23 protein-coding genes are annotated in these 26,277 nt (G+C 69.0%); 13 read left to right on the plus strand and 10 right to left on the minus strand.

Going from position 1 to position 26,277, the window contains the following annotated elements; translation table 11 throughout:
* Positions 1-25: 25 nt before the first annotated feature.
* From AS25_RS07900 to AS25_RS07910, 3 genes are read left to right on the plus strand one after another with little or no spacing between them, the layout of a single operon-like run.
* Positions 26-649: an ECF transporter S component gene (locus tag AS25_RS07900; protein WP_035964079.1), complete on the plus strand. Its 624-nt coding sequence runs from the start codon at positions 26-28 to the stop codon at positions 647-649.
* Positions 646-2,451 (plus strand): ABC transporter ATP-binding protein, encoded by a 1,806-nt coding sequence (locus AS25_RS15275; RefSeq protein ID WP_035964080.1) that lies wholly within the window; start codon positions 646-648, stop codon positions 2,449-2,451. The genes AS25_RS07900 and AS25_RS15275 overlap by 4 nt, the downstream gene beginning before the upstream one ends.
* Entirely contained in the window at positions 2,448-3,251 is an 804-nt protein-coding gene (locus AS25_RS07910) for an energy-coupling factor transporter transmembrane component T family protein (RefSeq protein WP_035964082.1), read from the plus strand. Before AS25_RS15275 ends, AS25_RS07910 begins: the two co-directional genes overlap by 4 nt.
* Before the next feature lie 84 nt (positions 3,252-3,335).
* Here the strand turns inward: AS25_RS07910 and AS25_RS07915 are convergent, their stop codons facing one another.
* The 5 genes from AS25_RS07915 to AS25_RS07935 all read right to left on the minus strand — a co-directional run bounded on the left by AS25_RS07915 (position 3,336) and on the right by AS25_RS07935 (position 8,461).
* Entirely contained in the window at positions 3,336-4,226 is an 891-nt protein-coding gene (locus AS25_RS07915; protein WP_052160819.1) for an aminotransferase class IV, read from the minus strand.
* 65 nt (positions 4,227-4,291) lie between these two features.
* Positions 4,292-4,918 carry a nucleoside/nucleotide kinase family protein gene (locus AS25_RS07920; RefSeq protein ID WP_035964084.1) on the minus strand — a complete coding sequence of 209 codons (627 nt, stop codon included), beginning with the start codon at positions 4,916-4,918 and terminating at the stop codon, positions 4,292-4,294.
* Positions 4,915-5,406 (minus strand): low molecular weight protein-tyrosine-phosphatase, encoded by a 492-nt coding sequence (locus AS25_RS07925; protein ID WP_035964184.1) that lies wholly within the window; start codon positions 5,404-5,406, stop codon positions 4,915-4,917. Before AS25_RS07925 ends, AS25_RS07920 begins: the two co-directional genes overlap by 4 nt.
* Positions 5,407-5,446: 40 nt before the next feature.
* Complete coding sequence (locus AS25_RS07930; protein ID WP_084118086.1) at positions 5,447-6,286, minus strand: TetR/AcrR family transcriptional regulator; 840 nt, start codon at positions 6,284-6,286, stop codon at positions 5,447-5,449.
* A 186-nt stretch (positions 6,287-6,472) separates the two neighbouring features.
* Complete coding sequence (locus AS25_RS07935) at positions 6,473-8,461, minus strand: BCCT family transporter (protein ID WP_035964085.1); 1,989 nt, start codon at positions 8,459-8,461, stop codon at positions 6,473-6,475.
* A gap of 342 nt (positions 8,462-8,803) precedes the next feature.
* Between AS25_RS07935 and dnaK the strand changes: the two genes are divergently transcribed.
* From dnaK to AS25_RS07955, 4 genes are all read left to right on the plus strand, one after another.
* Positions 8,804-10,681: a molecular chaperone DnaK gene (dnaK, locus tag AS25_RS07940; RefSeq protein ID WP_035964088.1), complete on the plus strand. Its 1,878-nt coding sequence runs from the start codon at positions 8,804-8,806 to the stop codon at positions 10,679-10,681.
* Positions 10,678-11,328, plus strand: a complete 651-nt coding sequence (locus AS25_RS07945) for a nucleotide exchange factor GrpE (RefSeq protein WP_035964091.1) — start codon at positions 10,678-10,680, stop codon at positions 11,326-11,328. The genes dnaK and AS25_RS07945 overlap by 4 nt, the downstream gene beginning before the upstream one ends.
* A gap of 82 nt (positions 11,329-11,410) precedes the next feature.
* On the plus strand, positions 11,411-12,451 hold the full coding sequence (locus AS25_RS07950) for a DnaJ C-terminal domain-containing protein (protein ID WP_035964093.1): 1,041 nt from the start codon (positions 11,411-11,413) through the stop codon (positions 12,449-12,451).
* A 1-nt stretch (position 12,452) separates the two neighbouring features.
* A complete protein-coding gene (locus tag AS25_RS07955) occupies positions 12,453-13,007 on the plus strand; it encodes a heat shock protein transcriptional repressor HspR (protein WP_035964094.1) in 555 nt (184 codons plus the stop codon).
* An 82-nt stretch (positions 13,008-13,089) separates the two neighbouring features.
* On the opposite strand, the gene catC is transcribed toward AS25_RS07955, so the two are convergent.
* The 3 genes from catC to trmB all read right to left on the minus strand — a co-directional run bounded on the left by catC (position 13,090) and on the right by trmB (position 16,483).
* Positions 13,090-13,401 carry a muconolactone Delta-isomerase gene (catC, locus tag AS25_RS07960; protein ID WP_035964097.1) on the minus strand — a complete coding sequence of 104 codons (312 nt, stop codon included), beginning with the start codon at positions 13,399-13,401 and terminating at the stop codon, positions 13,090-13,092.
* A gap of 6 nt (positions 13,402-13,407) precedes the next feature.
* Positions 13,408-15,417: a BCCT family transporter gene (locus AS25_RS07965; protein WP_084118088.1), complete on the minus strand. Its 2,010-nt coding sequence runs from the start codon at positions 15,415-15,417 to the stop codon at positions 13,408-13,410.
* A 73-nt stretch (positions 15,418-15,490) separates the two neighbouring features.
* On the minus strand, positions 15,491-16,483 hold the full coding sequence (trmB, locus tag AS25_RS07970) for a tRNA (guanosine(46)-N7)-methyltransferase TrmB (protein WP_253270516.1): 993 nt from the start codon (positions 16,481-16,483) through the stop codon (positions 15,491-15,493).
* Positions 16,484-16,600: 117 nt separating this feature from the next.
* Here trmB and AS25_RS07975 point away from each other — a divergent pair, with 117 nt between their 5' ends.
* The 4 genes from AS25_RS07975 (at position 16,601) to AS25_RS07990 (ending at position 22,142) form a co-directional block, all read left to right on the plus strand.
* On the plus strand, positions 16,601-17,848 hold the full coding sequence (locus tag AS25_RS07975; RefSeq protein ID WP_052160820.1) for a multidrug effflux MFS transporter: 1,248 nt from the start codon (positions 16,601-16,603) through the stop codon (positions 17,846-17,848).
* Positions 17,849-18,109: 261 nt separating this feature from the next.
* Positions 18,110-19,585 carry an alanine/glycine:cation symporter family protein gene (locus tag AS25_RS07980; protein ID WP_035964099.1) on the plus strand — a complete coding sequence of 492 codons (1,476 nt, stop codon included), beginning with the start codon at positions 18,110-18,112 and terminating at the stop codon, positions 19,583-19,585.
* Between the two features lie 170 nt (positions 19,586-19,755).
* Positions 19,756-21,216 carry an amino acid permease gene (locus AS25_RS07985; protein WP_052160821.1) on the plus strand — a complete coding sequence of 487 codons (1,461 nt, stop codon included), beginning with the start codon at positions 19,756-19,758 and terminating at the stop codon, positions 21,214-21,216.
* Positions 21,217-21,266: 50 nt separating this feature from the next.
* Complete coding sequence (locus tag AS25_RS07990) at positions 21,267-22,142, plus strand: D-hexose-6-phosphate mutarotase (RefSeq protein WP_035964102.1); 876 nt, start codon at positions 21,267-21,269, stop codon at positions 22,140-22,142.
* A gap of 164 nt (positions 22,143-22,306) precedes the next feature.
* Here the strand turns inward: AS25_RS07990 and AS25_RS08000 are convergent, their stop codons facing one another.
* On the minus strand, positions 22,307-23,881 hold the full coding sequence (locus AS25_RS08000) for an alanine/glycine:cation symporter family protein (RefSeq protein WP_084118089.1): 1,575 nt from the start codon (positions 23,879-23,881) through the stop codon (positions 22,307-22,309).
* Between the two features lie 149 nt (positions 23,882-24,030).
* Positions 24,031-24,426 carry a hypothetical protein gene (locus AS25_RS08005; protein WP_035964106.1) on the minus strand — a complete coding sequence of 132 codons (396 nt, stop codon included), beginning with the start codon at positions 24,424-24,426 and terminating at the stop codon, positions 24,031-24,033.
* Between the two features lie 207 nt (positions 24,427-24,633).
* Here AS25_RS08005 and AS25_RS08010 point away from each other — a divergent pair, with 207 nt between their 5' ends.
* Both AS25_RS08010 and AS25_RS08015 read left to right on the plus strand, forming a co-directional pair.
* The gene (locus AS25_RS08010) at positions 24,634-25,410 is read left to right on the plus strand and encodes a type 1 glutamine amidotransferase domain-containing protein (protein ID WP_084118090.1); all 777 of its coding nucleotides are present in this window, start codon (positions 24,634-24,636) and stop codon (positions 25,408-25,410) included.
* 95 nt (positions 25,411-25,505) lie between these two features.
* Positions 25,506-26,258 carry an SDR family NAD(P)-dependent oxidoreductase gene (locus tag AS25_RS08015; RefSeq protein ID WP_035964108.1) on the plus strand — a complete coding sequence of 251 codons (753 nt, stop codon included), beginning with the start codon at positions 25,506-25,508 and terminating at the stop codon, positions 26,256-26,258.
* Positions 26,259-26,277 lie beyond the last annotated feature (19 nt).

Consider the following 26,277-nt stretch of genomic DNA (forward strand, 5'->3'; position numbering starts at 1 on the left):
CCTGGGATCTTCAGGAGGATTCAGTATGACGCAGGTCGGTAACACCCCCACCCGTACACCGCGCGCAGGCGGCAACCGCAGCTCGTCGTGGCGGGTCGTGGACATCGTGGTCACCGCCGTGTTGGCCGCGGTGTGCGCCGTGATCTTCTGGATGTGGTCCAACCTCCTGTACCCGGCGGTCTCGGCGGGCACGGTGGCCTACCCGCCGTCCGCGGGCCTCATCGCGGGGGGCTGGCTCGTGGCGGGTACCCTGGGCGCCCTGATCATCCGCAAACCGGGCGCGGCCCTGTTCTGCGAGTTGCTCGCGGCCGTGATCGAGGGCTTCCTGGGTACGCATTTCGGGTGGCTCGTGGTGCTCTCCGGTCTGGTGCAGGGCCTCGGCGTGGAGGTCGTGTTCCTCCTGACCCGCTACCGCCGGTTCGGTCCCGTGACTGCGGCGATCGGCGGGGCGGTGTCCGGGCTGTTCCTGGGCGTGAGCGAGAACATCATGTACAACTTCGAGTGGGCCCTGGACCAGCAGGTCGTCTACGCGGCGCTGACCACGCTCTCCGGGGCCGTGATCGCCGGGCTGCTCATGTGGGCCGTGATGAAAGCCCTGCAGGCCACGGGTGTCCTCGGAGCACTGGCCTCCGGCGCCGTGCGCCGATGACCGCGGAACCGACCGCGCAGCTCACGGGCGCGCGGGTGGTCCTGGAGGGGTTCGGATGGCATCACCCCGGCCGCGAGACGCCCAGTCTGATGGACCTGGACCTGATCATCGAGCCCGGCGAGCGCGTCCTGCTCCTGGGCCCGTCCGGGGCGGGCAAGTCCACGCTCCTGCAGGCGCTGGCCGGCGTGGACCAGGACCCTGACGGCCGCTCCGCATCGGGCGGGTTGAGCGTCGCGGGTGTCGACCCGCGCGACGCGCGCGGCACGGTGGGCTTCATGCACCAGGACCCCGAGACGCAGGTGGTCCTCTCGCGCGTGGGGGACGACGTCGCGTTCGGCCTCGAGAACCTCGCGGTCCCTCGCGAGCGGATCTGGCCGCGCGTGCGGGAAGCACTCGCGCGCACGGGTCTGGAGATCCCGCTCGACCACCCCACCACGGCGCTGTCCGGGGGGCAGAAACAACGTCTCGCGCTCGCCGGGACCCTGGCCATGCGCCCGCGGTTGCTGTTGCTGGACGAACCCACGGCGAGCGTGGACCACGAGGGGGCGCAGCAGTTGTGCCGCGCCGTGGCCGATGCGGTGCGCGAGGACGGGACGACCCTCATGGTCGTGGAGCACAGGGTGGCCCTGTGGGAACCGGTCGTGGACCGCGTGATCGTGCTGGGCGACGACGGTCGGGTGGCCTTCGACGGCCCCGCGCAGCAGACCCTGCAGGACGCCCGGGAGCTGTTGCAGCACCAGGGGACGTGGGTCCCCGGCTGGGTGCCGCGCACTCGCACTCCCGTGCATGCCTCGCGGAGAATGTCACCCGAGGCGGGGGAGACGGCACCGGGTTCACACGCCACCGCGCCGCTCGTAGAGGCGCCCGCTTTAGAGACCTCAGACGGCACGACGCCGCTCGGGGCGATCCCGGAGACGGCGACGACCGCGCACGCCCCGGGGAACGCGGGAGACGCGGTGGCCTCGGGGAACCCCGCGGATCGGGTGACCCCCTCCGCCCCCATCGCACCGGGCACCACCTTGTTGAGTGCGCGCGACCTCGCCGTGTCCCGGAGCCAACCGGGTCGGCGAGCGCTCGCGCGGCGGCGTCGTCGGGCGCTCACCGCGTGGCGGCGTGGGGAGACGTACCCGGAACCGGACGTGCGCCCGGGGGCGGCTCCGGCGGCCGAGAACATCACCGTGGACGTCCGCGCGGGGCACGCGCTGGCCGTCACGGGCGTCAACGGCGCGGGGAAGTCCACCCTCGCGCTGACCCTCGCCGGACTGCTGCTGCCCGTGCGCGGTACCGTGCGGGCCACGGACGCCCTCGCGACCGACGCGCCCGCCGATCCCTCCCTGTGGGACGGCGCGGAACTGGTCTCCCGCGTGGGCACCGTGTTCCAGCACCCCGAGCACCAGTTCCTGCGCCCCACGGTGCGCGAGGAACTCGCGTTCGGTCCCCGACAACGACGACGCCGCGCGGGCCGTCGGGATGCGCGCGCCACCGACGCGATGGCGGACGCGGACGACGCCCGGGTGGCCGAGCTGCTGCGACGGTTGCGCCTCGAGGAGCTCGCCGAGGCCAACCCGTTCACCCTGTCCGGTGGGCAGAAGCGGCGACTGTCCGTGGGCACGGTCCTGGCGGCGTCCCCGCGCGTGCTGATCCTGGACGAACCCACGTTCGGTCAGGACGCCCGGACCTGGAAGGAGCTCGTGGACCTGTTGGTCGAGGAGCTGGACGGGGGAACGGCCGTGGTGGTCGTGACCCACGACCGGGATCTGGTCGCAGCCCTGGGCGCGCACGAACTGAGGCTCGGCTCATGAGCACGGTCGCGAGCGTGCTGCCCACCGTGGCCCGCACGGGGTTACTCGCCCGGACAAATGCCGTGGTCAAACTGCTCGGGGCTCTCGTGATCACGGCGGTGCTCGTGGTCAGCGCGGACCCCGTGACGAGTGGCGTGGCACTCGGGGGCCAACTGCTCCTGCTCGCTGCCGCCGGGATCGGTCCGTGGCGGCTGCTCACGACCCTGTGGCCGATCGTGGTGGCCGCCCTGATCAGCGGGTGGGGGACCGCGGTGCTCTCCCCGGAGGGTGGTCCCGTCCTGCTACACCTGGGGTGGATCACGATCACCACGGGGTCGCTCGCGGCCGGTGGGGCGATCGCCCTGCGTGGTCTCGCGATCGCGCTGCCCGGGATCACCGTGCTGCTCACGACCGACCCCACGGACCTCGCGGACGGTCTCGCCCAAACCCTCAAGCTGCCGGCACGCTTCGTGCTCGCGGCGCTCGCAGCCCTGCGGCTCGTGGAGGTCATGGTCACCGAGTGGGGTGTGCTCGCGGCGGCCCGGCGCGCCCGCGGTGCGGGGGGAGCGCGGGGCCCGTGGGCCGCTCTCACCGAGTTCGCCGGTCTCGCGTTCACGTTGCTCGTGCAGTCCTTGCGCCGGGCCACGCGCCTGGCCATGACCATGGAGGCGCGCGGTTTCGGGGCGGGTCCGCGCACATGGGCGCGCGTGCCCCGTTTCGGCCGCGTGGACGTGGTCGTGGGGTGTGCCACCGTGCTCATCGCGGTCGCTGCGGTGACGCTGTCCCTGCTCACGGGGGCGCACCGCTTCATCTGGCAGTGATGCGCCGAAGGTGACGGGGGAGCACTCGCGCCCGGGCATGTCGAGATGGGACGGGCGGTGCGGGCGCGACCACCCGTGACGCGCTCAGCGCCCCGGGCGGCCCAGCAGGAAATCCGTGAGGGTGCGGGTGAGTTGCGGGTCCGAGGCCACGGGCCGCCCGTCCACGCTCGTCACCGGGACCGCGAGCCGCACCGAGGACGTGAGCCACACGGCGCTCGCCGCGAACAGGTCCTCGGGATACAGCGGGCCGTAGTCCACGGCCCAACCGCGCTCGCGGGCGGCGTCGAAGATCCGCGCCTGCGACGTCCCCGGCAGCACCCCGCGGGACGGTTCGGGCGTGAGCAGGGTGGGCGCGGCGCCGTCGTCGAGCCGAGCGCAGACCACCGAGGACGTGGCGCCCTCCAGGATCCGGTGGTCCGTGGAGGTCATGAACACGGCGTCCTGGGCACCGTGGGCGTGCGCGTACCGCACGGCGGCCATGTTGACCGCGTAGGACAGGGTCTTGACCCCCGGGAGCAGCCACGGCAACCCGGTGTCCTCCGCGGGGTCGTGGCCGCGCTCGAGCAACACCACGGACACCCCCGTGCGCCGGGCGGCGAACGTCCGCTCGGGGACGGGCGCGGCCGTGAGCCACGCCCACGGCTGACCGCCGGGGACACCGCGGCTGATGCTCAACTTGACCGTGTGCTCCGCCCCGAGATCGGCCGAAGGGTCCCGGGAGCCGGGGCCGGCCGCCGCGAGCGCCGTCGACAGGGCCTCGCGCCACGCATCCGCGGACGGTGCGGGCAATTGGGCGGTCCCGGCGGAGTGCCCCAGCCTGGCCAGGTGGGCGTCGAGCTTGTACGCGGTGCCGTCCAGGACGTGGAGGGTCTCGAAGACGCCGTCCCCGCGGGTGAGACCCTGGTCCTCGAGGCTCACGTGCGCCTCGTGCGGGTCCACGAGTCGTGGCGGGGCACCGATCGGGGAGATCAGCACAGCCGCGGCAGGCCCGGCTACGGGCGCTGCGGGGGACGGAACGGGTGTCCCGGCACCGGGCGAAATCACGGGGTGTCCCGCTGCTCCGTGCCCGGTTCCTGGGGTGAGGGTCCGGGGTGGAGGATCTCGGCGGACTCCCACACGGGGTCCTCGTCGAGGTACTGCTCCTCCTGCTCCGCCCACACGTCCCAGTACTTCTCGTACGTGGCGCCGTCCCGGTCCAGGGCGCGCTGTTTGCGCTGTGAGGTGGGAAGTTCCACCCACACCGAGACATCCAGCAACGCCCGGGCCTCGCGGTGGCACGCCCCGACGCCCTCCACGAGCACGATCTGAGCGGTGCGGGTCAGACGCGGGGTGCCGGGCTCGTTGGTCAGCCAGTCCCACGCGGTCCAGTGGGCGTCCTCCTCGCGGCGCAGCGGTTCGAGGATCTCACCGCGGTACCGTTCCATGCCCTCGAGCAGTCCGTTCCACCCAGGGTAGATGTCCTCGAGGTGGAAGCTCACGACGTCGTGCGAGCGCTCCAGCACCTGCGAGAGTTGCTCGGTCAGCGTGGTCTTGCCCGCTCCGGAACGGCCGTCGATGCCCACGATGAACGGCTTGCGCGTGGGTGGGGGCAGCAACCGTGCGAGGTTGACGCCTTCCGGGTACTGGGCGATCTCGTCGTCCTGGAAACCCTCGTCCGGGGAGATCACCGCGCGTCGATCCGATCCTCGACCCACGAGACCACGCCCGGGGTGGCGGCCGTAATCTGTTCCCACGCGGTGTCGAAGTCGTCCGAACCGCCGTACCATGGGTCGGCGATGTCGAGGTCCGCCTGTGAGTCGGCCACGGCCGGGTCGAAGCTGCGCATGAGCCGGACCTTCCGGGCGTCGTCCGCGGGCAGCCGGCGCTGCAACTGATCTTTGTGGGACTCGGTCATGGCGATGATCAGGTCCGCGTCCGCGAGCTCGGCGTCCGTGACCCTGTGTGCCTGATGCTCGGGCAGTTCCAGGTGGTTCCTGCTCAGGACGGTGCGGGCGCGGGGATCCACGGGGTTGCCGTGTTCCTCGTCGCTCACACCCGCCGAGCTGACGTGGACGCGCTGCGCGAGACCGGCGTCGGTGAGCTCGGATCGCAGCAGGGCCTCGGCCATGGGCGAGCGGCAGATGTTGCCGGTGCAGACCGTGACGATGGAGAACATGACCTCCACTGTACGAAAAATCCGTTCCCCGTGAGTGGCGTCAAGGATTCGAGGGGACACCCCATGTCTGACGTTCGATTCCCGCGAGCATCAGTTCCAGGCCCGCGACGTATTCCGAGCGGTCGTCGTGGTCCCCGAACGAGCCCAGCATGGCGCGCACGCCGGGAAGCGTCCCCTGCCCCGAACGGCCCGCGCGTTCGAGTTGTTCACGCACGAGTCGGGCGGCTTCCTCCGCTCCGGGTCGGTTGCGGCGGTGGGCGATTCCCGCTCCTGTGCCGAACGCATAGTTGGCCACGGCCAAGGACGCGTGGAAGCGCTGTTCGGCGTCGAGCTCCATGCGCTGCAGCAGCTGTCCCGTGCATTCCCACGTGCGCAACGCGTTCTCCTCACCGCGCGCGGTGCCGAGCAACTGCCCGGCGAGCCACGGGTGTTCGCGCATCTGCGAGAACAGGCACAGGCACAGGCAGCGCAGTTCCTGGAGTGCCTGCGCCGTGGCGGCACTCGTGCGGGGATCCGCGCTCGGGGGCGGGAAGGTCATGAACTCCCGCGGCCCCTTCTCCCCGTCCCCGCACAGCGCGTGGAACTGTGTCAGTGCCCGGCCCAGGACCTCGCTCGTGACCAGGGCCATGAGGTCGTCCTTGCCGGTGGTGTACCAGTAGAGGCTCGCCACGCCGCTGTTGAGCTCGGCCGCGAGCCCGCGCAGGGTCAGGCGCTGTGACCCCTCGCGGTCCAGTATCGCGATCGCGGTGTCCGCGATCGTCTCCAGGGACAGCGACGCACGACGCCGCGGGGTCCCCTTCCCGCTCGCCCCGCCCGTACTGGGCGCGCCGGGCGCGTGTTCGCGCGCGGCGTCGTCGGGGCCGTCTCCCGACGGGCTCATGGGCCGGGACCGGGAGTCGGGGTCCGGATCGGGGGATCGTGGTGGGCCGTCGTTCATGCGCACCAAGGTACGCAGCGCGGCCGCGCGGGACCAAACGGTGTCCCGGTACGCGAACGCGGGGTGCGCGTCCTCAGGACGTGCACCCCGCGTTCGGGAGGGGGGACCCGGTTCAGCGGGCCCTCGGTGTCACTGGTCGTTGCGGTGCTTGGGAGTGGTCTGTTCCCACGGGGCCTCGCCCTCGGGGGTGCCGTCCGCGATGTCGTCGGCGGCCGAGGAGACCCACGCCGACTTGTACGTGAAGTCGGTCTCGTCCCCGTTCTCGTCCGTCTGGCGGTACCACTCGGTGATCGCCGGATCGTGGGAGTCGAACGTGTTGCCCGCGGCGCGGTGACCCTTGGCGTGCTCCACCTGCAGGGCGAAGTTGTCGCCGTGCTCGGCGAGACCCGCGGACACGGCCTTCTCCACGGCGGACACCGCGAAGCGGGTGCGCAGGGTGGCCGGGTCGTTGCGCAGGTCCCGGTAGAGGGCGACCATCATCACGGCCACGATGACCGCGAACGGCAGCGCGGAGACGATCACGAGGTTCTGCATGCCGGCCAGGGCGTCGTCGCCACCCACGAGGAGCATCACGATCGCGATGCCCGCGAGGCACGCACCCCAGAAGATGACGATCCACTTGCTGGGGTTGGGCCGCCCGCGCTGGGTCATGGTGCCCATGACCACGGACGCGGAGTCCGCACTGGTCACGAAGAAGATGCCGATCACGATCATGCCCAGCACCGAGGTGACGCCGGTCAGCGGCAGCTGGTCGAAGAGTCCGAAGAGCATGGACTCGGCGCCGTCCGCCACGGAGAGGTCCGCGCCGTTCTTGGAGAAGTACATCGCGGCGCCGCCGAAGACGATGAACCACAGGATGCACACGGAGGCCGGGACCACGAGGACCACGGTCACGAACTGGCGGATGGAACGCCCGCGCGAGATCTTGGCGATGAACATGCCCACGAACGGGGACCAGGACAGCCACCACGCCCAGTAGTACACGGTCCAGGTGTTGGAGAACTCGGCGCTGTCGGGACCCCACGCGGCCGACTGCCCGGTCATGAAGAGGTATTCGGAGATGTAGGTGGAGAACGTGGAGGGGATCAGCGTGAGCAGGAAGACGGTGGGGCCCACGAAGAAGACGAACAGCGCGAGTACGAAGGCCAGCGTCAGGTTGATGTTCGAGAGGTAGCGGATGCCGCGGGAGACCCCGGACACGGCCGAGATCACGAAGCACACGGACAGCACGGCGATGATCCCGATCAGGGCGTTGTTGCCCAGCGGGCCGATCCCGCCCACGATCGTGATGCCCGAACCGATCTGCATGGCGCCCACGCCGAGCGAGGCGGCGGTGCCGAAGAGGGTCGCGAAGATCGCGAAGACGTCGATGAGCTTGCCCAGGGGTCCGTCCACGCGCTTGTGGCCGAGCAGCGAGGTGAACACGCGCGAGATCAGGGGTGCGCGGCCGCGGCGGTAGGCGCCGTAGGCCACGGAGACGCCCACGACGGCGTAGATCGCCCACGGGTTCAGGGCCCAGTGGAATGCGGACTGCACCAGGGAGTAGACCACCATGGAGTCCTGGCCCGGCTCGGACACGTGCGAGAAACCGGGGATGCCGCCCTCGAAGTAGGACATGGGCTCGAACGCGCCGTAGAACATCAGGCCGATGCCCATGCCCGCCGCGAAGAGCATCGCGAGCCACGAGAAGAAGGAGTACTCGGGTTCCTCGTCGTCACGGCCGAGCTTGATCCGCCCGGTGCGCGTGAAACCGATGACCAGCATGAACAGCACCGCCGCGGTGGACAGCAGGATGAAGAACCACCCCGTGTTGGCCGTGACCCACGCGAGTGCGGTGCTCGAGACGCTCGTGAGGCTGTCGGTGCCCAGCACGCCCCACAGGATGAAACCCACGATCAGCAGGGCGGTGACGATGAAGACGGCCTTGTCGGTGCCGAAGCGCACCTTGCGGTCCTCCACGCCCACACCGGGGACGAGCGCGGGGTGGATGCCGTGCGGGTAGGTGAGCTCGTCGATGATCTGACGGGACCTGCTGCGCGCGGTCGATCCCTGGGTGGTGTGGTCGTCGGGCGGGGTGGTCGATGGTTCTCGGTCCGTGAAATGCGGTGGCGTGCTCAAGACAGTTCTCCTGACTGCGGCGGTGTGTGATCGGTGAGCTCGTGTGGTGCGGTGGCGCTCCTGGAGGGGTCGGGGGCAGTGCGGGACCGGCACGTTTCGCCCTGGGCGTACAAACCCATCAGTGTAACGCGGCTAAGTGTCCACCCCCGAATTGCTGTGGAATTCCCGGCAGCTCGGGCGAAACGCGGTGTGCAGATACTTGAGCCGTTGCGACTCAACTTAGGTTGACAGGGGTAGCTCAAGGTGTAAACTTGAGTCTCGAAAGCTCAAGTCTTGAAGGTTCACGGACGGGCCGCGTCGGTGCCCCTCCCGGACCGCATCGGAACAACGAAGGGATAGAACATGTCTCGTGCAGTAGGAATCGACCTCGGTACCACTAACTCCGTGGTATCCGTACTGGAAGGGGGCGAGCCCGTCGTCATTGCGAACGCCGAGGGCAACCGCACCACCCCGTCCGTTGTCGCCTTCTCCAAGGATGGCGAGACCCTCGTGGGCGACGTGGCCAAGCGCCAGGCCGTGACCAACGTGGACCGCACCGTGGCCTCCGTGAAGCGCCACATGGGCACGGACTGGACCACCGAGATCGACGGCAAGAAGTACACCCCGCAGGAGATCTCCGCCCGTACGCTCATGAAGCTCAAGGCGGACGCCGAGTCCTACCTGGGCGACACGGTCACGGATGCCGTGATCACTGTTCCCGCGTACTTCAACGACGCCGAGCGCCAGGCCACCAAGGAGGCCGGTGAGATCGCTGGCATGAACGTGCTGCGCATCGTCAACGAGCCCACCGCCGCGGCCCTGGCATACGGTCTGGAGAAGGGCAAGGAGGACGAGCTCATCCTGGTCTTCGACCTCGGTGGCGGCACGTTCGACGTCTCCCTGCTGGAGGTCGGCAAGGACGAGGACGACTTCTCCACCATCCAGGTCCGCGCCACCGCCGGTGACAACCGCCTCGGTGGCGACGACTGGGACCAGCGCATCGTGGACTGGCTGCTGGAGCAGGTGAAGTCCAAGACCGGTGCGGACCTGTCCAAGGACAAGATCGCCCTGCAGCGCTTGAAGGAGGCGGCCGAGCAGGCCAAGAAGGAACTGTCCTCCGCGACGTCCACGACCATCTCCCTGCAGTACCTGTCCGTGACCCCCGAGGGCCCCGTGCACCTGGACGAGAAGCTCTCCCGTGCCAAGTTCGAGGACCTCACCAAGGACCTGCTGGCCCGCACCGAGAAGCCGTTCAAGGACGTCATCTCCGAGGCCGGGATCAACGTCTCCGACATCGACCACGTGGTGCTCGTGGGTGGTTCCACCCGTATGCCCGCCGTGGTCGAGAAGGTCACCGAGCTCGCGGGTAAGGCCCCCAACAAGGGCGTGAACCCGGACGAGGTCGTGGCCATCGGCGCCGCGATCCAGGCCGGTGTGCTCAAGGGCGACCGCAAGGACGTGCTGCTGATCGACGTGACCCCGCTGTCGCTGGGCATCGAGACCAAGGGCGGCGTGATGACCAAGCTCATCGAGCGCAACACGGCCATCCCCACCAAGCGGTCCGAGACCTTCACCACCGCGGAGGACAACCAGCCGTCCGTGTCCATCCAGGTCTTCCAGGGCGAGCGCGAGTTCACCCGGGACAACAAGAACCTGGGCACGTTCGAGCTCACGGGCATCGCCCCGGCCCCGCGCGGCATGCCGCAGATCGAGGTCACGTTCGACATCGACGCGAACGGCATCGTGCACGTGTCCGCCAAGGACAAGGGCACGGGCAAGGAACAGTCCATGACCATCACGGGCGGTACCTCGCTGTCCAAGGAGGACATCGACCGCATGGTCAAGGACGCCGAGGCGAACGCTGATGCTGATAAGCAGCGCCGTGAGGCCGCCGACCGTCGCAACAACGCGGAACAGCAGGCGTACTCCGTGGAGAAGCTGCTCAAGGACGACGAGGGCAAGATCCCCGAGGACGTCAAGACCGAGGTCCAGGCCGACGTCGACGCCGTGAAGTCCGCCCTCGAAGGTGACGACGACGACGCCGTGAAGACCGCGTTCGAGAAGTTGCAGGCCTCCCAGACCAAGATCGGTGAGGCGCTGTACGCCCAGGCCCAGAGCGAGGGTGCCGCCGGTGCCCAGCCGGGTGCCGAGGGCGCTCAGGGTGCGCAGGCCAAGGACGACGACGACATCGTCGACGCCGAGGTCGTGGACGACGAAGACGGTAAGAACGGGAGGAAGTGAGCATGAGCGATTCCGAGAACACCAAGGGTCACGGCGAGTCCGTGCCGGAGGACCCGGATCATTCAGCTCAGGACTCCACTGGCACCGAGCGTTCCGAGGGTGGTGAGGGGCTGACCGTGGACGACATCCTGGACACCCCTCAGTCCCAGGACGCCCAGACCGGGGACACGCAGGCCGCGGACGCGGCGTCGTCGCAGGACGACGCCGCCCCGGCGGGCGAGTCCGCCGCGCAGAAGCTCGCGGACGAGCGTCTGGAGGACCTGCGTCGGCTGCAGGCGGAGTTCGTGAACTTCAAGAACCGCACCGCGCGGGAGAAGGATCAGCTGCGGGACTTCGTCTCCGGCGAGATGATCACCGCGCTGCTGCCGGTCCTGGACGACGTCGACGCCGCTCGCAAGGCCGGGGACCTCGAGGACGGCCCGTTCGCCGCGATCGCGACCAAGCTCGAGGACGCCCTGGGCAAGAAGGGCCTTACCCGGATCGGGGAGGTGGGGGAGGTCTTCGACCCCACCGTCCACGAGGCCGTGCTGCAGCAACCCACCGACGAGGTGGAACCGGACCACGTGTCCATGGTGCTGCGCTCGGGCTTCCGGGTGGGCGCTCGAGTGGTCCGGGCGGCCCAGGTGGCCGTGGCCACGAAGCCGTAACGCAAGAAATTCCTCGGGGCGGGTCCGCATGACGGGACCCGCCCCGAGTCACACAGGGAAGTACCAGGAGGAAGGAGGCGTCATGGCCAGTCAGGACTGGATCGACAAAGATTTCTACACTGTCCTGGGCGTCTCCAAGGACGCATCCCAGGCGGACATCAAGAAGGCTTACCGCAAGCTGGCCCGCAAGTACCACCCGGACCAGAATCCGGGGGATGCGGCCGCGGAGAAGAAGTTCAAGGACATCACCGAGGCCAATTCGGTGCTGTCGGACCCCGAGGAACGCGAACAGTACGACGCGATCCGGGCCATGGGTTCCGGGGCGCGGTTCACCGCCGGTGGCCCCGGTGGCGCGAGCAACGCTGGCGGCGCCGGGTTCGAGGACCTCTTCGGGGGTTTGTTCAACGGCGGCGGTGGCCGCAGGAGCTACTCCACCTCCGGGGGTGGCGGGTTCGAGGACCTGTTCGCGCAGTTCGGCGGCCAGGGCGGCAATTCGCGGTTCGGCGGGGGCTTCAGTGGCGGCCAGGGCGGATTCGGCGGAGGTCAGGGCGGATTCGGTGGCTACCAGGCACCGCCCGCCAAGGGTGAGGACATCCACACCACGACCACGATCCCGCTGCGTTCCGCGTACAACGGCACCACGGTGAAACTGCGCCGGGGCAACGGCCAGTCCACCACGGTGCGCGTGCCCAAGGGCGTCAAGGATGGGCAGCGATTGAAGATCGCGGGCAAGGGACACTCGGGGCCCGGTGGCCACGGGGACCTGTTCGTGACCGTCAAGGTCAAGGAGCACCCGTTCTTCACCCGCGAGGGCCAGGACGTGCACGTGGACATCCCGGTGACCGCTGCGGAGGCCGGACTCGGGACCACCGTGCAGGTGCCCACACTGGACGGGGGCCACGTGACCGTGCGGGTCCCCGCGGGGACGTCGTCCGGGCACCGGATGCGCGTCAAGGGCAAGGGCTTCACGTCCGGGTCCACCACGGGCAACATGATCGTGACCGTGCAGATCCAGTTCCCGGCGGACCTGAACGACGCCGCGCAGGAAGCACTGCAGGAGTTCGCGCGGGCCACCGAGGACTTCGACCCCCGCGCGAACCTGAGCGAGAAGGCGGCGCTCTGACATGGCTATCGACTTCGCCCAGCCCGTGTTCGTGATCTCGGTGGCCGCGGAGCTCGCGGACATGCACCCCCAGACCCTGCGCCAGTACGACCGCATGGGTCTCGTGACCCCGTCCCGGGCCTCCGGGCGGGCCCGCCGGTACTCCCAGCTGGACGTGCAGAAACTGCGTCAGATCCAGGAGCTCTCCCAGGAGGGCGTGTCCCTCGAAGGGATCAAGCGGATCATCCAGCTCGAGAACCAGGTGCAGGCGCTGCAGACCCGGGTCACGAAACTGTCCGAGGAACTCGAACGGGAGCGCCGGGCGCGGCAGGAGCGGGACATGATCTTCACCGCCGGTTCCGCCGGGGATGTGGTGCGCATGGCCCGTGGCACCCAGCGCTCACCCCGCAAGGTGTCCCAGGCGCTCATGCTCTACCGCCCGGCCAAGCCCGAGGCTGCGGCCACCGGCCGGGACGCCATACTGGGCCGGGATACGGCCCCGGGCTGGGACGCGGCATCCGCGCGGCGGGATGCGACGTCGTCGTCGTCCACGAAGTGGCGCGGCTCGCAGAAGTAGACGACCCGCGAACGGCGAGATCCCTGCGGCTCCTCTCGGGAGGGGCCGCAGGGATCTCGTCATCCGGGGGTACCGCGAAGGCCTACTCCTGAATCGTGTTGCCGTCGAAGAAGTCGTCCGTGGTGGCGTTGGGGTGCTTGGCCAGCGGGGTCACCTTGACGTTCATGTACGCGAACATGGGGAACCCGGACAGGACGGTCTGCAGCTCGTCGTTGTCCTCGACGTCGTAGATCGAGTAGTTGGCGTACTCGCCCACCACGCGCCAGATGCCCTTCAAGACACCCGTGCGCTGGAGTTCACCGGAGTAGGCCTTCTCGCGGTGCTGGTAATCAGCCTTGGTCTCGTCGGTCATCGATTCCGGGAAGACCACGTCCATGCGGGCCAGGAACAACATGCGGGGCTACTTTCTCTCGGGGTCCGTGGAGGGTGCGTCGGGTTCCACCCTAGGCGCTGCCGCGCGCTCGCCGGGGTGTACGACGTCGTGCGAATCGGTGAACTCGCCCGTCTCGTAGTCGTAGGCCACGGTGTTGCCGTCCTCGTCCGTGCGTCGGTACCACTCGGTGACCTCGGGGGCGCTCGAGTCGAAGTCCGCGCCCGCCGCCCACTTGCTGTCCGGGGCGCGTTCCACCGAGAACGTGAAGTCGTCCCCGTACTCGTCGATACCGTGGCGCACGGACTTGTCCACGGCCCAGCGGGAGTACTGCTCGCGGATGACCATGGGGTCCCGGCGCAGGTCCTTGTGGAAGGCCACGGCCATGGCGAACATGATCAGCGTGAACGGCAGAGCCGTGACGGTGATCAGGTTCTGCAGACCCGTGAGCGCGTTCTGTCCGCCGATCAACAGCATCACCACGGCGATCCCGGCCATGCACAGACCCCAGAACACGGTGATCCGCCGCTTGGGGTTCGGGTTGCCCCGCTGGGACATCTGGGACGTCACCACGGAGGCGGAGTCCGCGGTGGTGATGAAGAAGATGGCCAGCATGAGCACCGCGATCCCGGCCATGACGCCGGCCGCGGGCATGCCGTCCAGGACGGTGAAGAAGATCTCCTCCGGGGCCGGCAGGGTCTGCGCGGTGCCGTCCGGGGCGATCGCGTGGTCCTGCATCTGCTGGTGGATGGCGGTCCCGCCGAGCACCGTGAAGGCCATGACCACGATGGACGAGGGGATGAACAGCACCCCCAGGATGAACTGGCGGATCGTGCGGCCCCGGGAGATCTTGGCCACGAAGACCCCCACGAACGGTGCCCAGGAGACCCACCAGGCCCAGTAGAACGTGGTCCACGAGGACAGGAACGCCTGCATCTCGGGACCGTCCGACATGGATGCCGAGAGCATCGTGGGCAGCTCGGCGAAGTACGTGACGATCACGGAGGGCACGAAGTTGAGCAGGAACGCGGTGGGACCCAGGACGAAGAAGAACAGGGCCAGACCCACGGCGAGCACCATGTTGATGTTGGACAACCACCGGATCCCGCGGGCCACACCCGAGACCGCGGAGGCGATGAACCCCGCGGTGAGCACCGCGATGATGATGACCGCCGCGGCGTTGCCCGAGGGGCCCAGACCCGTGAAGATCTCCACGCCGCGCCCGATCTGCAGGGCACCGATGCCCAGGGACGCCGCGGTGCCGAACAGGGTGGCCAGGATCGCCAGGATGTCGATGATCCGACCGGCCAGGTTGTCGGTGTTGCCGTTGCGGAAGAACGGTGCGAACACGGAACTCATGAGTGGCACGCGTCCGCGCCGGTAGGAGGTATAGGCCACCGCCACGCCCACGAGACCGTAGATGGCCCACGCGTTGAGCCCCCAGTGCAGTGCGGCCTGGGCGGAGGCCTTCTTCATGGCGTCCACCGTGCCGGGATCCGCGGACCCCGGGCGCGGGGACAGGAAGTAGGTCATGGGTTCGAACGGACCGAAGAAGATGATCCCGATCCCGATCCCCGCCGCGAACAGCATGGCCGCCCACGACGCCGTGGAGTACTCGGGCCGGTCCCCGTCCAGACCCAGCGGGATCCGCCCGTAGCGGGAGACCGCGATGTACAGCAGGTAGAGCAAGAGCCCGATCGCCAGGACGTTGAACGCCCACCCCATGTTGAGCATCGTCCAGTTCAGCGCGGCCCCGGAGACGGCCGTGAGTGATGCGGTGTCCAGGACGCCCCACACGATGAACGCGGTGATCAATCCGCCGGCCACGCCCACCACGATCTTGTCGATCCCGTAGCGCACTTTCTGGTCCTCCACGGACACGCCCGGCACCACGGCCGGGTGGATGTTGTGGGGGTAGTTGATCTCGTCGAGGAACGAGCGCGTGGCGTCCTTGCGGTTCGCCGGTCTGCGGGCGCCCCCGCGCGGCGAGGGCTCGGGCTCCGCGTCCGACGGATGGGGCGGTCGTGTACTGGAGGACACCGGAACTCCTGCGGGTCGGTCGGTCAGGGACCTTCCCACAGTAGGCCCCCGGACCGGTTCGTCCCGGGTCCGGCTAACGACGGCGGTAGGTCAGGTCCCGCGGGATCCGCCCGGCTTCCGTGGCCTTGCGTTCGAAACTCGTGAGGATCCGGCCCTCCCAGCGCGGGGCCCATGCGGTGTCGGGGTGCTCGTCGTCCGCGAGCGGACCCGGATGCACGTTCTCGAAGTCCGCGTCCGCGCCGTCCAGGACCTCGCGCATCACCACCGCGTACTCCTGCCAGTCGGTGGCGAGCCGCCACAGTCCACCCGGTTCCAGGACGCGGGCGGCCAGGTCGGCGAAACCGGGGGAGACCAGGCGCCGCTTGTGGTGGCGGGTCTTGTGCCACGGATCCGGGAAGAAGACCCACAGTTCGTGCACGGAACCGGGTTCCAGCATGTGCTCGAGCACCTCGGGGGCGTTGGCCTGCGCCACGCGCACGTTGGTCACACCGGCCTGGGCGGCCTTCATGAGTAGGTCCGCGACACCGGGCTTGTAGACCTCCACGGCCAGGTGGTCCAGCTCCGGGTGGGCCGCCGCGTGGGACACGATGGCCTCACCCAGACCTGAGCCCACCTCCACGACGAGCGGTGCCACGCGGCCGAACACGGCCTCCCGGTCCAGTCGGTAGGCCGGATCCACGGAGGTGTCGGTCATGACGCGGGGGATGTCCAGGACCCACTCGTCCGCATGCTCGTCCCACGCCTTCTGGCGCTTGGGGGACAACCGGTCACCGCGGCGCACGAACGAGTACGGCTGCCGCGGGAACGCCACGCCCGCGGGGGCACCGCCGGTCGCCGCGGCGGGACCCGTCGGAGCGCCGGCGTCAGTCGGTGCGCCGTCGTTCGTCGGGGTGGCATCGGCATCGGTGTGCTCGGATGACGACGGCGCGGCACCGGCCGCACGGGCCTCGGCGGGCTGTTCGGTGCGGTGTTCGGGGGCCGGGGACGCCTCCGGGGCGCTGCCCGGGGAGTCCGGGAGGGCCGCGTCGTGCGCGGACGTGTCAGGGGTGCGATCGCTGGATTCCATCGTGGATCATCCTAGGCGCGGGGGGCGTTACAGGAGGGGATCGGGTGACCCGCGGCACCTACTATTTGAACAACCCGCCCACCCCTCAACGCCCAGGCGCCTGCCAGGAGAGCCCGCATGACCCAGAACCCCGCGTTCCCCGAGCCCGGTCGCAGCAGGCTGGGATTGAGCCCGCGCCTGGACTGGATCGTGCTCGTGGGCGCCCTGGGCATCCTCTCCGCCGTGAGCCCGCTGGCCACGGACATGTACCTCGCGTCCATGCCGGAGATGGGCGAGTGGTTCGGCTCCCCGGCCAGCATGATCCAGCTGACCCTCACCGCGTACATGGTGGGCATGGCGCTGGGGCAATTCCTGCTGGGCCCGCTCTCGGACGTGCTGGGGCGGCACAAACTCATGGTCACGGGGAACCTGATCTTCCTGCTCGCGTCCGTGGGGATCATCGTGGCCCCGGACATCCACTGGGTGCTCGCCCTGCGGTTCGTGCAGGGTCTCGCCGGGGCGGCGGGCGTGGTGATCGCCCGGGCCGTGGTTTCGGACATCGCCCATGGCCACCGCGCGGCCCAGCTGTACTCGGTGCTCGCGCTCATCACGTCCCTGGCACCCGTGGTCGCACCGCTCGCGGGCGGTGTGATCGCGACCGTGGCCGACTGGCGTGTGGTGTTCTGGGTGCTCGCGATCTTCGGGGCCGTGATGCTCGCGTGCTCCGTGTTCATCGTGCCGGAGACCCTCCCGCCGGGGCAGCGCTCGCGGGGCGGGCTGGGGCGCATCCTGCGCAACGCCGGGCAGGTGATCAGTGATCGGCACTTCACGCTCTACGCCCTGAGCTTCGCCTTCGCGTTCGGTGCGCTGTTCTCCTACATCTCCGCGTCCTCGTTCGTGATCCAGAACGTGCTGGGCTTCAGCGCCCTGGTCTACTCCGTGATCTTCGCGATCAACGCGTGCGGTTCGATCACCATGGGAGTGGTCAACACCAAGCTCGTGGGCAGTCGGGACCCCTCCTCCCTGTTGCTCGTGGGGGTCACGGGACTCGCAACCTTCTCCGTGCTCAACATGGTCCTGGTGCTGCTGGGCGTGGTCGGAGCGATCACCCTGGTGTTGTTGTTCCTGGCCCAGTCCTGCATGGGACTCGTCCTGGGCAACGCCGTGGCTATGGCCCAGCGCCAGGCCCAACGGCTGCGCCTCTCCGGCACAGGTTCCGCCGTGGTGGGCATGGCCCAGTTCATCCTGGCCGGGCTCGTCACGCCCCTCACGGGCCTCGGCGGGGAGTACACCGCGGTGCCCATGGTGCTGAGCATGGCGGCATGCGCCGTGATCTCCGTGGGACTGGTCCTCACGGCGCGCCGGCAGGGGACGCCCCTCCGGTGAACCACCCGGCGCTGCAACGTCGTTCGTCGGGCGGACGTCCCGGCCGCGTCGTCCGGAGGGCGAATGTCCCGACCCGGCGGTGTCGCCCGTCGGGTGAATGCCCGGACCCGGCGGCGTCGTCCCGCGAGCCGTGCGACATGGCCCCCGCTCCGCGCGCCGACGGGCCCGGAACCGCGCGGGATGTGGTTCACTGTCCGGGACAGTGACATTGTTCACACACCGTCCGTGGCATCCTGCCCCAGTTGAACGAGGGACACCTTCATGCTCGATTCGCTCCAATCCATTCTCGACACGATCGGCGGGTTCGTGTGGGGGCCGTTCCTCCTGATCCCGCTGCTGCTCGGAACGGGCATCTACCTGACCATCCGGCTGTCCGGACTGCAGATCACCAAGTTGATCCCCGCACTGCGCCTCGCGTTGTTCGAACGCAAGGACAAGGACGCCCCCGGCGGTGACGTCTCCCAGTTCCAGGCATTGACCACGGCGCTCGCCGCGACCGTGGGTACCGGCAACATCGTGGGCGTGGCCACGGCCATCTCGATCGGCGGCCCCGGCGCCCTGTTCTGGATGTGGGTCACGGGCGTGCTGGGCATGGCGTCCAAGTACTCGGAGGCCTTCCTGGGCGTGCGGTTCCGCACCCGAGACGCCAAGGGCGAGATCTCCGGCGGTCCGCAGTACTACCTGTTCCGCGGGATCCCCAACGGTTTCGGCAAGTTCCTCTCCCTGTTCTTCGCGGTCGCCGCGGTGCTCGCGTCCTTCGGGATCGGCAACATGACCCAGGGCAACTCCATCTCCGCGAACGTGGAGTCCTCCTTCGGTGTGCCCGTGTGGGTCACGGGCCTCGTGCTCGCGGCGCTGACGCTGCTCGTGCTCGTGGGCGGGATCAAGTCCATCGGCAAGGTCACCGCTGCGCTCGTGCCCATCATGATCGTCTTCTACGTCCTGGGTGCGCTCTACATCCTGGCGGTCAACATCGAGTCCGTCCCCGCGGCGTTCGGGACCATCTTCAGCACGGCCTTCACCGGGCACTCCGCGGTGGGCGGCTTCGCCGGGTCCGCGATCATCCTCGTGGTGCAGATGGGTGTGGCCCGCGGCATCTTCTCCAACGAGTCCGGCATGGGGTCCGCGGCCATCGCCGCAGCTGCCGCGCAGACCACCCACCCCGTCCGTCAGGGTCTGGTGTCCATGACCCAGACGTTCATCGACACCATCATCGTGGTGACCTGCACGGGCCTCGTGATCGTGACCACCGGCGTGTGGGACCAGGGCAAGGACTTCGCGGCCACCATGACCGGGGACGCCTTCAGCCACGGGCTGCCCGGCGGGTGGGGCCACCTCATCGTGACCCTGGGTCTGATCCTCTTCGCGTACTCCACCATCCTGGGCTGGGCCTACTACGGCGAGCGCTGCATGGAGCGGTTGTTCGGCCGCGGGTCCGTGATGCCGTACCGCGTGTTCTTCTCACTGATCGTGTTCGTGGGCTGCAGCGTGCCGCTGGCCATCGTGTGGTCCTTCGCGGACCTCATGAACGGGCTCATGGCGCTGCCCAACCTGCTGGGTCTGCTCATCCTCTCCGGGCTGATCGCCCGCGAGACCAAGCACTACCTGCGCAACGACCCGCAGTTGCGCGCGGACAAGCTGCAGATCGACGGGTTCATGGAGGGCCGCCCCGGGGCCATCGACAGTTACGTCTCCACCGGGCACACGCGCTCGGACCGGGCGCAGCGCGTGCGCTGACCGACGCCCCGCCCGCTCGGGACCACCGGTCCCGACGGCGCTCAACAGCCAAGGCCCGAAACGGCACGTGATCCGCGGATCACCTGCCTTTTCGGGCCTCAGCTGTTCCCGACACCCGGGCGCAGGCCCCGCCACGGTTGGGCGCCCGCCCGGGTGTACCCTCTGACTCCATGACGAACAGCTCCACCGCGGTGTCGCCGCAGCACACGCACTCCGAGCCCAGCAGGGGCCTGAGCAATCGACACATCCAACTGATCGCGATCGGCGGTGCGATCGGCACCGGGTTGTTCATGGGATCGGGGCGCACCATCTCCCTGGCGGGCCCGGCCGTGGTGTTCGTCTACGTGGTGATCGGTTTCTTCCTCTTCTTCATGATGCGCGCCATGGGCGAGCTGCTGCTGTCCAATCTGCGCTACAAGACCTTCGCGGATTTCGCGGCCGATCTGATCGGCCCGTGGGCGGGGTTCTTCGTGGGCTGGTCCTACTGGTTCTGCTGGATCGTCACGGCGATCGCGGAGCTCGTGGCCATCACGGGCTACGTCCAGTTCTGGTGGGCGGCCGTCCCGCTGTGGCTGCCCACCGTCCTCGTGGTCGTGATCGTGTTCCTGCTCAACGCCGTGAGCGTGAAGAACTTCGGGGAGATGGAGTTCTGGTTCGCGCTCATCAAGATCGTGGCCATCCTGGCCCTGATCGTGGTGGGCGCGATCATGGCGCTGACCCACTTCGCATCCCCGGACGGGCACACCGCCCAGCTCGCGAACCTGTGGAACGACGGCGGGTGGTTCCCGAACGGCGCTATGGGCGTGGTCGCGGGGTTCCAGATCGCGGTCTTCGCGTTCGTGGGCATCGAGCTCGTGGGCACCACCGCGGCCGAGGCCCGTGATCCCCGCACGACCCTTCCCCGGGCGATCAACTCCGTCCCGGTGCGCATCCTCATCTTCTACGTGGGATCCCTCCTGGCCATCCTGGTGGTCACCCCGTGGCGCTCGATCAACCCCGAGCAGTCCCCGTTCGTGGCCATGTTCGCGCTGGCCGGGCTCGCGGGCGCCGCGTCCGTGGTGAACTTCGTGGTGCTGACCTCCGCGATGTCCTCGTCCAACTCCGGGGTGTTCTCCACGTCCCGGATGATGTTCGGTCTCTCCGCGGAGGGCAGCGCACCCGGGATCTTCAAGGGGCTCAACCGCGTGGGCGTACCCGTGCGGGCCCTGTACCTCACGGCGGGCATCCTGCTGCTGACCATCCCCGTGCTCTACGCGGGGGACTCGATCATCGAGGCGTTCACGCTGATCACGTCCGTGGCGTCCCTCTTGTTCGTGTTCGTGTGGTCCATGATCCTGATCTCCTACATCCGCTACCGCATGAAGTTCCCCGAGCGCCACGCCACCTCCGAGTACAAGATGCCCGGCGGCGTGGTGATGTGCGCTGTGGTGCTCGCGTTCTTCGTGTTCGTGGCGTGGGCGCTGAGCACGGATCCCCAGACAGCCACGGGGCTGGTCGCGGTGGCCGCGTGGCTCGTGGTGCTGGGAATCTCGTGGGCCTTCGTACGCCGCACGGAGTCCCACCGGCAGACCTTCGAGTGGTTCAAGCAGGAGATGGCCCGCCCCGTGGAGCACGAACACCCGTCCCGATAGAACACACCTGGCCCCCTGTTCAGCACGCACCCCATGCTTAAGCTGGGGACATGACTCGACTGCCGGAACCCCTGTCCCTGTCCTGCGCCGACGGCTCGGGATCCGTCCTAAGCTACGGCGCGCACGTGGTGTCGTGGGCACCGGAGGATCACGAGCCCGTGCTGTGGGTCTCCTCCCGCTCCTACAACGAGACGGGCAGAGCGGTCCGCGGCGGTGTCCCCATCTGCTTCCCGTGGTTCGGCCCCGGGCGCACGGGGGACATGGACCCCGCACACGGGTTCGCGCGGATCACCGAGTGGCAGCTCGCCGAGCAGGGGGAGGACACCGAGGGTCACGCCTACGCCGAGTTCACCCTCACGCCCGCGGACGTGGCCGAGCACCTGCGCGAAACGTTCCCCCACGAGTTCGAGGCCCGGTTCCGGGTCACCGTGGGCGCCCGCTTGCGTATGGCGCTCACCGTGACGAATACCGGCACCGGGACCTTCGACTTCGAGGAGGCGCTGCACAGCTACCTCCACGTGGGCGATTCCCGGCGCGTGAGCGTGACCGGCCTCGACGGTGTCTCCTACTACGACAAGGTGGCCAAGGAGCAGCGGCGCCAGAGCGGGGAACTCACGATCACGGGCGAGACCGACGCCGTGTTCGCCCATCGCGGCGAGGTGCGGGTTTCCGACCCCGAGCTCGGTCGCACCCTCGTGATCACCAAGGAGGGCTCGGACAGCACCGTGGTGTGGAACCCCTGGGCGGACAAGTCCGTGGCCATGGCGGACTTCGCGGACGACGAGTGGCAGCAGATGCTGTGCGTGGAAGCGGGCAACGTGATGGGCTCCCCGGTCCGGCTCGAGGCCGGTGAGTCCCACACCCTCGTGCAGAGCATCGAGGTGCAGGACCTCACCGCGCAGGAGCCCGCCGCCCAGGACGCCTGAGCGGGCACCCGCCGCTCACGACACCTGAGCGGGCTCTCGCCACGCGACGTCGCCCGCGCCCGGCGAGCGCGCGGGGGAGACCGCCGCTCGGCCCGGCCCGCACCCCGCGGGGAACGTTCCGGTGCGAGAATGCCCCGGGGTGAATGCCCCGGGGTGCGGGACCGTCAGTCGCGCTCGGCGGACGACGCCGCGGCGTCGCCCCCCGGTGCCGCACCGGTAGCGGCCCCGGCGCGCGGGGACTCGGCGGGCGGGACCACGGGCAGCGTACCCGTCTCCGACAGCGCCGGGTTGGCCGAGGAGAGGTCCACCGTGTGGTGGATCTGGGCGTCCAGGGCACCGGGGTGGGTGCCCATGAACGCGTCGATCTGATCGGTCGTGGCGTTGAACTTGGGATCGTTCTTCAGATACAGGTTGGTCTCCCGGACCACCAGGCCGGAGAGGATGATCAGCCCGATCAGGTTGGGGATGGCCATGAGCCCGTTCATGATGTCCGAGAAGGACCATACGAGCGTGAGCGGGGCGAGGGCGCCCAGACCGGCCGCGAAGGAGAAGATCACGCGGTACACGATGGCCGCTCGGGCCCCCGCGAGGCGTTCCACGTTGCGCTCGCCGTAATACGCCCACCCCAGGACGGTGGAGTAACCCAGCAGCACCAGGCAGATGGTGACCACGATCCCGCCCCACGAACCGGGCAGGCCCGTGGAGAACGCCACGGAGGTCATGGTCGCGGTGTCCGCGCCGTTCCACACTCCGGTCGTGAGGATCACGAAACCGGTGATGGAGATGACCACCAGGGTGTCCACGAAGGTCTGGGTCATGGACACGAGGCCCTGGCGCACGGGGTGGCTCGTCTGCGCCACGGACGCGGCGATCGAGGCGGTGCCCATCCCGGACTCGTTGGAGAACAGGGAGCGGGCGGCACCCATCTGGATGGCCATGAGCACCGTGGAGCCCACGAAACCGCCGGCGGCACCCATGGGGGTGAACGCGCCGGTGAAGATCAGGCGCAGGGCCTCGGGGATCCCCTGGAAGTTCACGCCGATGATGTACAGCCCCGAACCGATGTAGAGCACGATCATGAGCGGGACCATGTATGTGGTGACCTTGGCGATCGACTGGATCCCGCCCAGCAGGGCGAGCCCGGTGCCCACGGCCAGGACCACGGCGGTGATCACGGGGGAGACGTTGAAGGTGTGTTCCAGGTTGGACGCGATCGCGTTGCCCTGGGTCATGTTGCCGATCCCGAACGTGGCCACTACGCAGCACACCGCGAACATCACGGACAGGAAGCGGCCGAACTTGTTGGGGATGCCGCGGGCCAGGTACACCTGCGGTCCGCCGGTGAGCTGACCGGCGGTGTCCCGGGTGCGGAAGCGCACGCCCAGGAAGCACTCCGCGTACTTGGACGCCATGCCGAACAGCGCGGTGATCCACATCCAGAACAGGGCGCCGGGGCCGCCGATGGACATGGCCGCTGCCACACCCACGATGTTGCCCGTCCCCACCGTGGCGGCCAGCGCCGTGGACATCGCTGCGAAGGAGGAGATGTCGCCCTTCTCCCCGGTGGCCCGGGAACGGCGCCCGAATCCCAGGCTCATGGCCTTGGTGAAGAGCCGGAACTGGATGCCGCGCAAGCGGAACGTCAGGAAGATTCCCGTTCCCAGCAGCAGGGGGATCAGGAGCCACGGCCCCCAGATCAGGTCGCGAAGAAGGTCCAGATTGTGTTGGAGGGTTTCCATGGGGGTACGGAGCTTTCCGTGAGGAACGGTGCGAATTGCTGACTAACGTAGCAGCCCGGCGCGCACCACGGTTCGCGGTCCCGGCGCGGAAGACGACGACGCCGCAGTGGCGGACCACTGCGGCGTCGTCGGGAGAACGCGGTGCCGTATTACTTCTGCAGCACGAGGGCCGCGCCGATCGCGGCCAGGAAGGAGTCCTTGGACAGGGTCATGCCCTGCTCGGACGGGCGGATGCCGTCCTCCTGGGTCATGTCCGAGTTGCGGAAGTACATGCTCAGCAGCCCGGCGCTGAAGGCGAGCAGGCCAGCGCCGGCCAGGCGCTTGGACACGAACGGGGTCAGCAGGGCGGTGCCCAGGGCCAGCTCGGTGCCGGCGATGAACTTGGCGAAGGTCTGGGAGTCCCAGTCCGCGAACTGGGGGACACCGGTGGAGGCGAACTGCTTCAGACCCTCGGCGGACTCGGCATCCATGCCGAGCTTGCCGTAGCCGGACTGGAGCAGGAACGCGCCGGGGACGCCGCGCAGGATGGCGTTGGAAATGCGCATGACTGAGCCTTTCGTCGGGAGGTGCGGTGGGGGCGGAGCAGGGCCCTGGGAACCCACCGGGGATCGCTGTTCATCCTAACAGCGGGGCCATTTCCGGCCCCGGGGCGAGTGCAACATGCCGACAGTGAACGCGCGGCCCCCGCGTGCGGTCCGGTGTCTAGTGTGGTGGCACGTCGAGCGCACCGCGCGCCCTCGGAAAGGAGACCCGTGGACATCGAGACCATGAAGAAGATCCTCCTGGTGCTGACCAGCCAGGACACCCTGGGAGACACGGGGGAGGCCACCGGCTACAACGTGGCGGAGGCGTCCCACCCGTGGAAGGTCTTCCGGGACGCCGGCTACTTCGTGGACTTCGCCTCGATCGCCGGGGGTCAGCCCCCGCGTGACGAGGTCCAGGAGGACGACCCCGTCCAAGTGGAGTTCACGCAGGATGAGACCGTCAAGGCGTCCCTCTACAACACGCCGCGGGTCTCCGTGGTGGACCCCTCCCAGTACGACGCCGTCTACCTCGTGGGCGGGCACGGCACCATGTGGGACTTCACCGGGGACGCGGACCTGCAGAAGCTCATCGCGTCCGTCTACGACTCCGGTGGCGTGGTGGGCGCGGTGTGCCACGGCCCCGCCGGCCTCGTGGACGTGGAGCTCGGCACGGGCGTGGCGTTGCTGTCCGGGCGCAAGGTGGCCGCATTCACCAATGCGGAGGAGAAAGCCGTGGGCAAGCAGGACGTGGTGCCGTACCTGCTCCAGGACAAGCTCGAGGAACAGGGCGCCACAGTCAAGCTCGCCGACAACTGGGAGGAGAACGTCCAGGTGGACGAGCGCCTCGTCACGGGGCAGAACCCCCAGTCCGCAGCGGGCGTGGCCAAGGAGATGACCAAGTTGCTCACCGAGGTCGTGCGCGAGCAGAAGGCGGAGGAGGAGCAGGCCGCCCAGCAGCTGCGCGCGGAACGGGACGCGGAGAAGGCCGCGGAGGAGGACGAGTGACGGCGTCCTGACTCATTGCCGCAAGCCCTGGTGGCCGGCGGCGACACGGGTGAGACTGGAAGCGGTCCCCATGGATTCGACGCCCAGGAGTTGTCATGTCAGAGTTCACGTCCCGTGTCGCGCTGGTCACCGGCGCCGCCTCCGGTATCGGGGAGGCCATTGCCAGACACCTGGCCCGGCAGGGCGCCAAGGTGGTGGTCACGGACATCGATTCCACCGGGATCGACAACGTGGTGCAGGCCATCATGGCGGACGGCGGTGACGCCGCCGGGATCCGCCAGGACGTCTCCAAGCGCGAGGACGCCGTGGCCGCGGTGGACTTCGCGGTGCAGACGTACGGCGGTCTGCACTACGCCGTGAACAATGCCGGTGTGGGCGGGCAGATGGAGGCCCTCGGGGAGACGGACATCGAGGCGTGGGAGCGCACGCTCGCAATCGATCTCACCGGCGTGGCCTACGGGATGCACGCCCAGCTGCCCGTGATCGAACAGCACGGGGGAGGGGCCATCGTGAACATCGGTTCCATCCACTCCACCGTGGCCACCGCCGTGGGCAACAGCGCCTACACCGCGGCGAAGCACGGTCTCGTGGGTCTCACCAAACAGACGGGAGTGGACTACGCCCGACGCGGCGTACGCGTGAACGCGGTGGGTCCCGCCTACATCGACACCCCGCTGCTCAAGAACCTGCCCCCGCAGACGCTGTCGGAACTGATCGCCAAGCACCCCATGGGGCGGCTGGGCACCTCCCAGGAAGTGGCTCAGCTGACCACGTTCCTGCTCTCGGACGGCGCCTCCTTCATCACCGGGGGCTACTTCCTGGTGGACGGCGGGTACACGGCGGTCTGAGCAGCGGCGACACCCGCGG

It is taken from the genome of Kocuria marina, from assembly GCF_000786655.1.
Taxonomy (GTDB): domain Bacteria; phylum Actinomycetota; class Actinomycetes; order Actinomycetales; family Micrococcaceae; genus Kocuria; species Kocuria marina_A.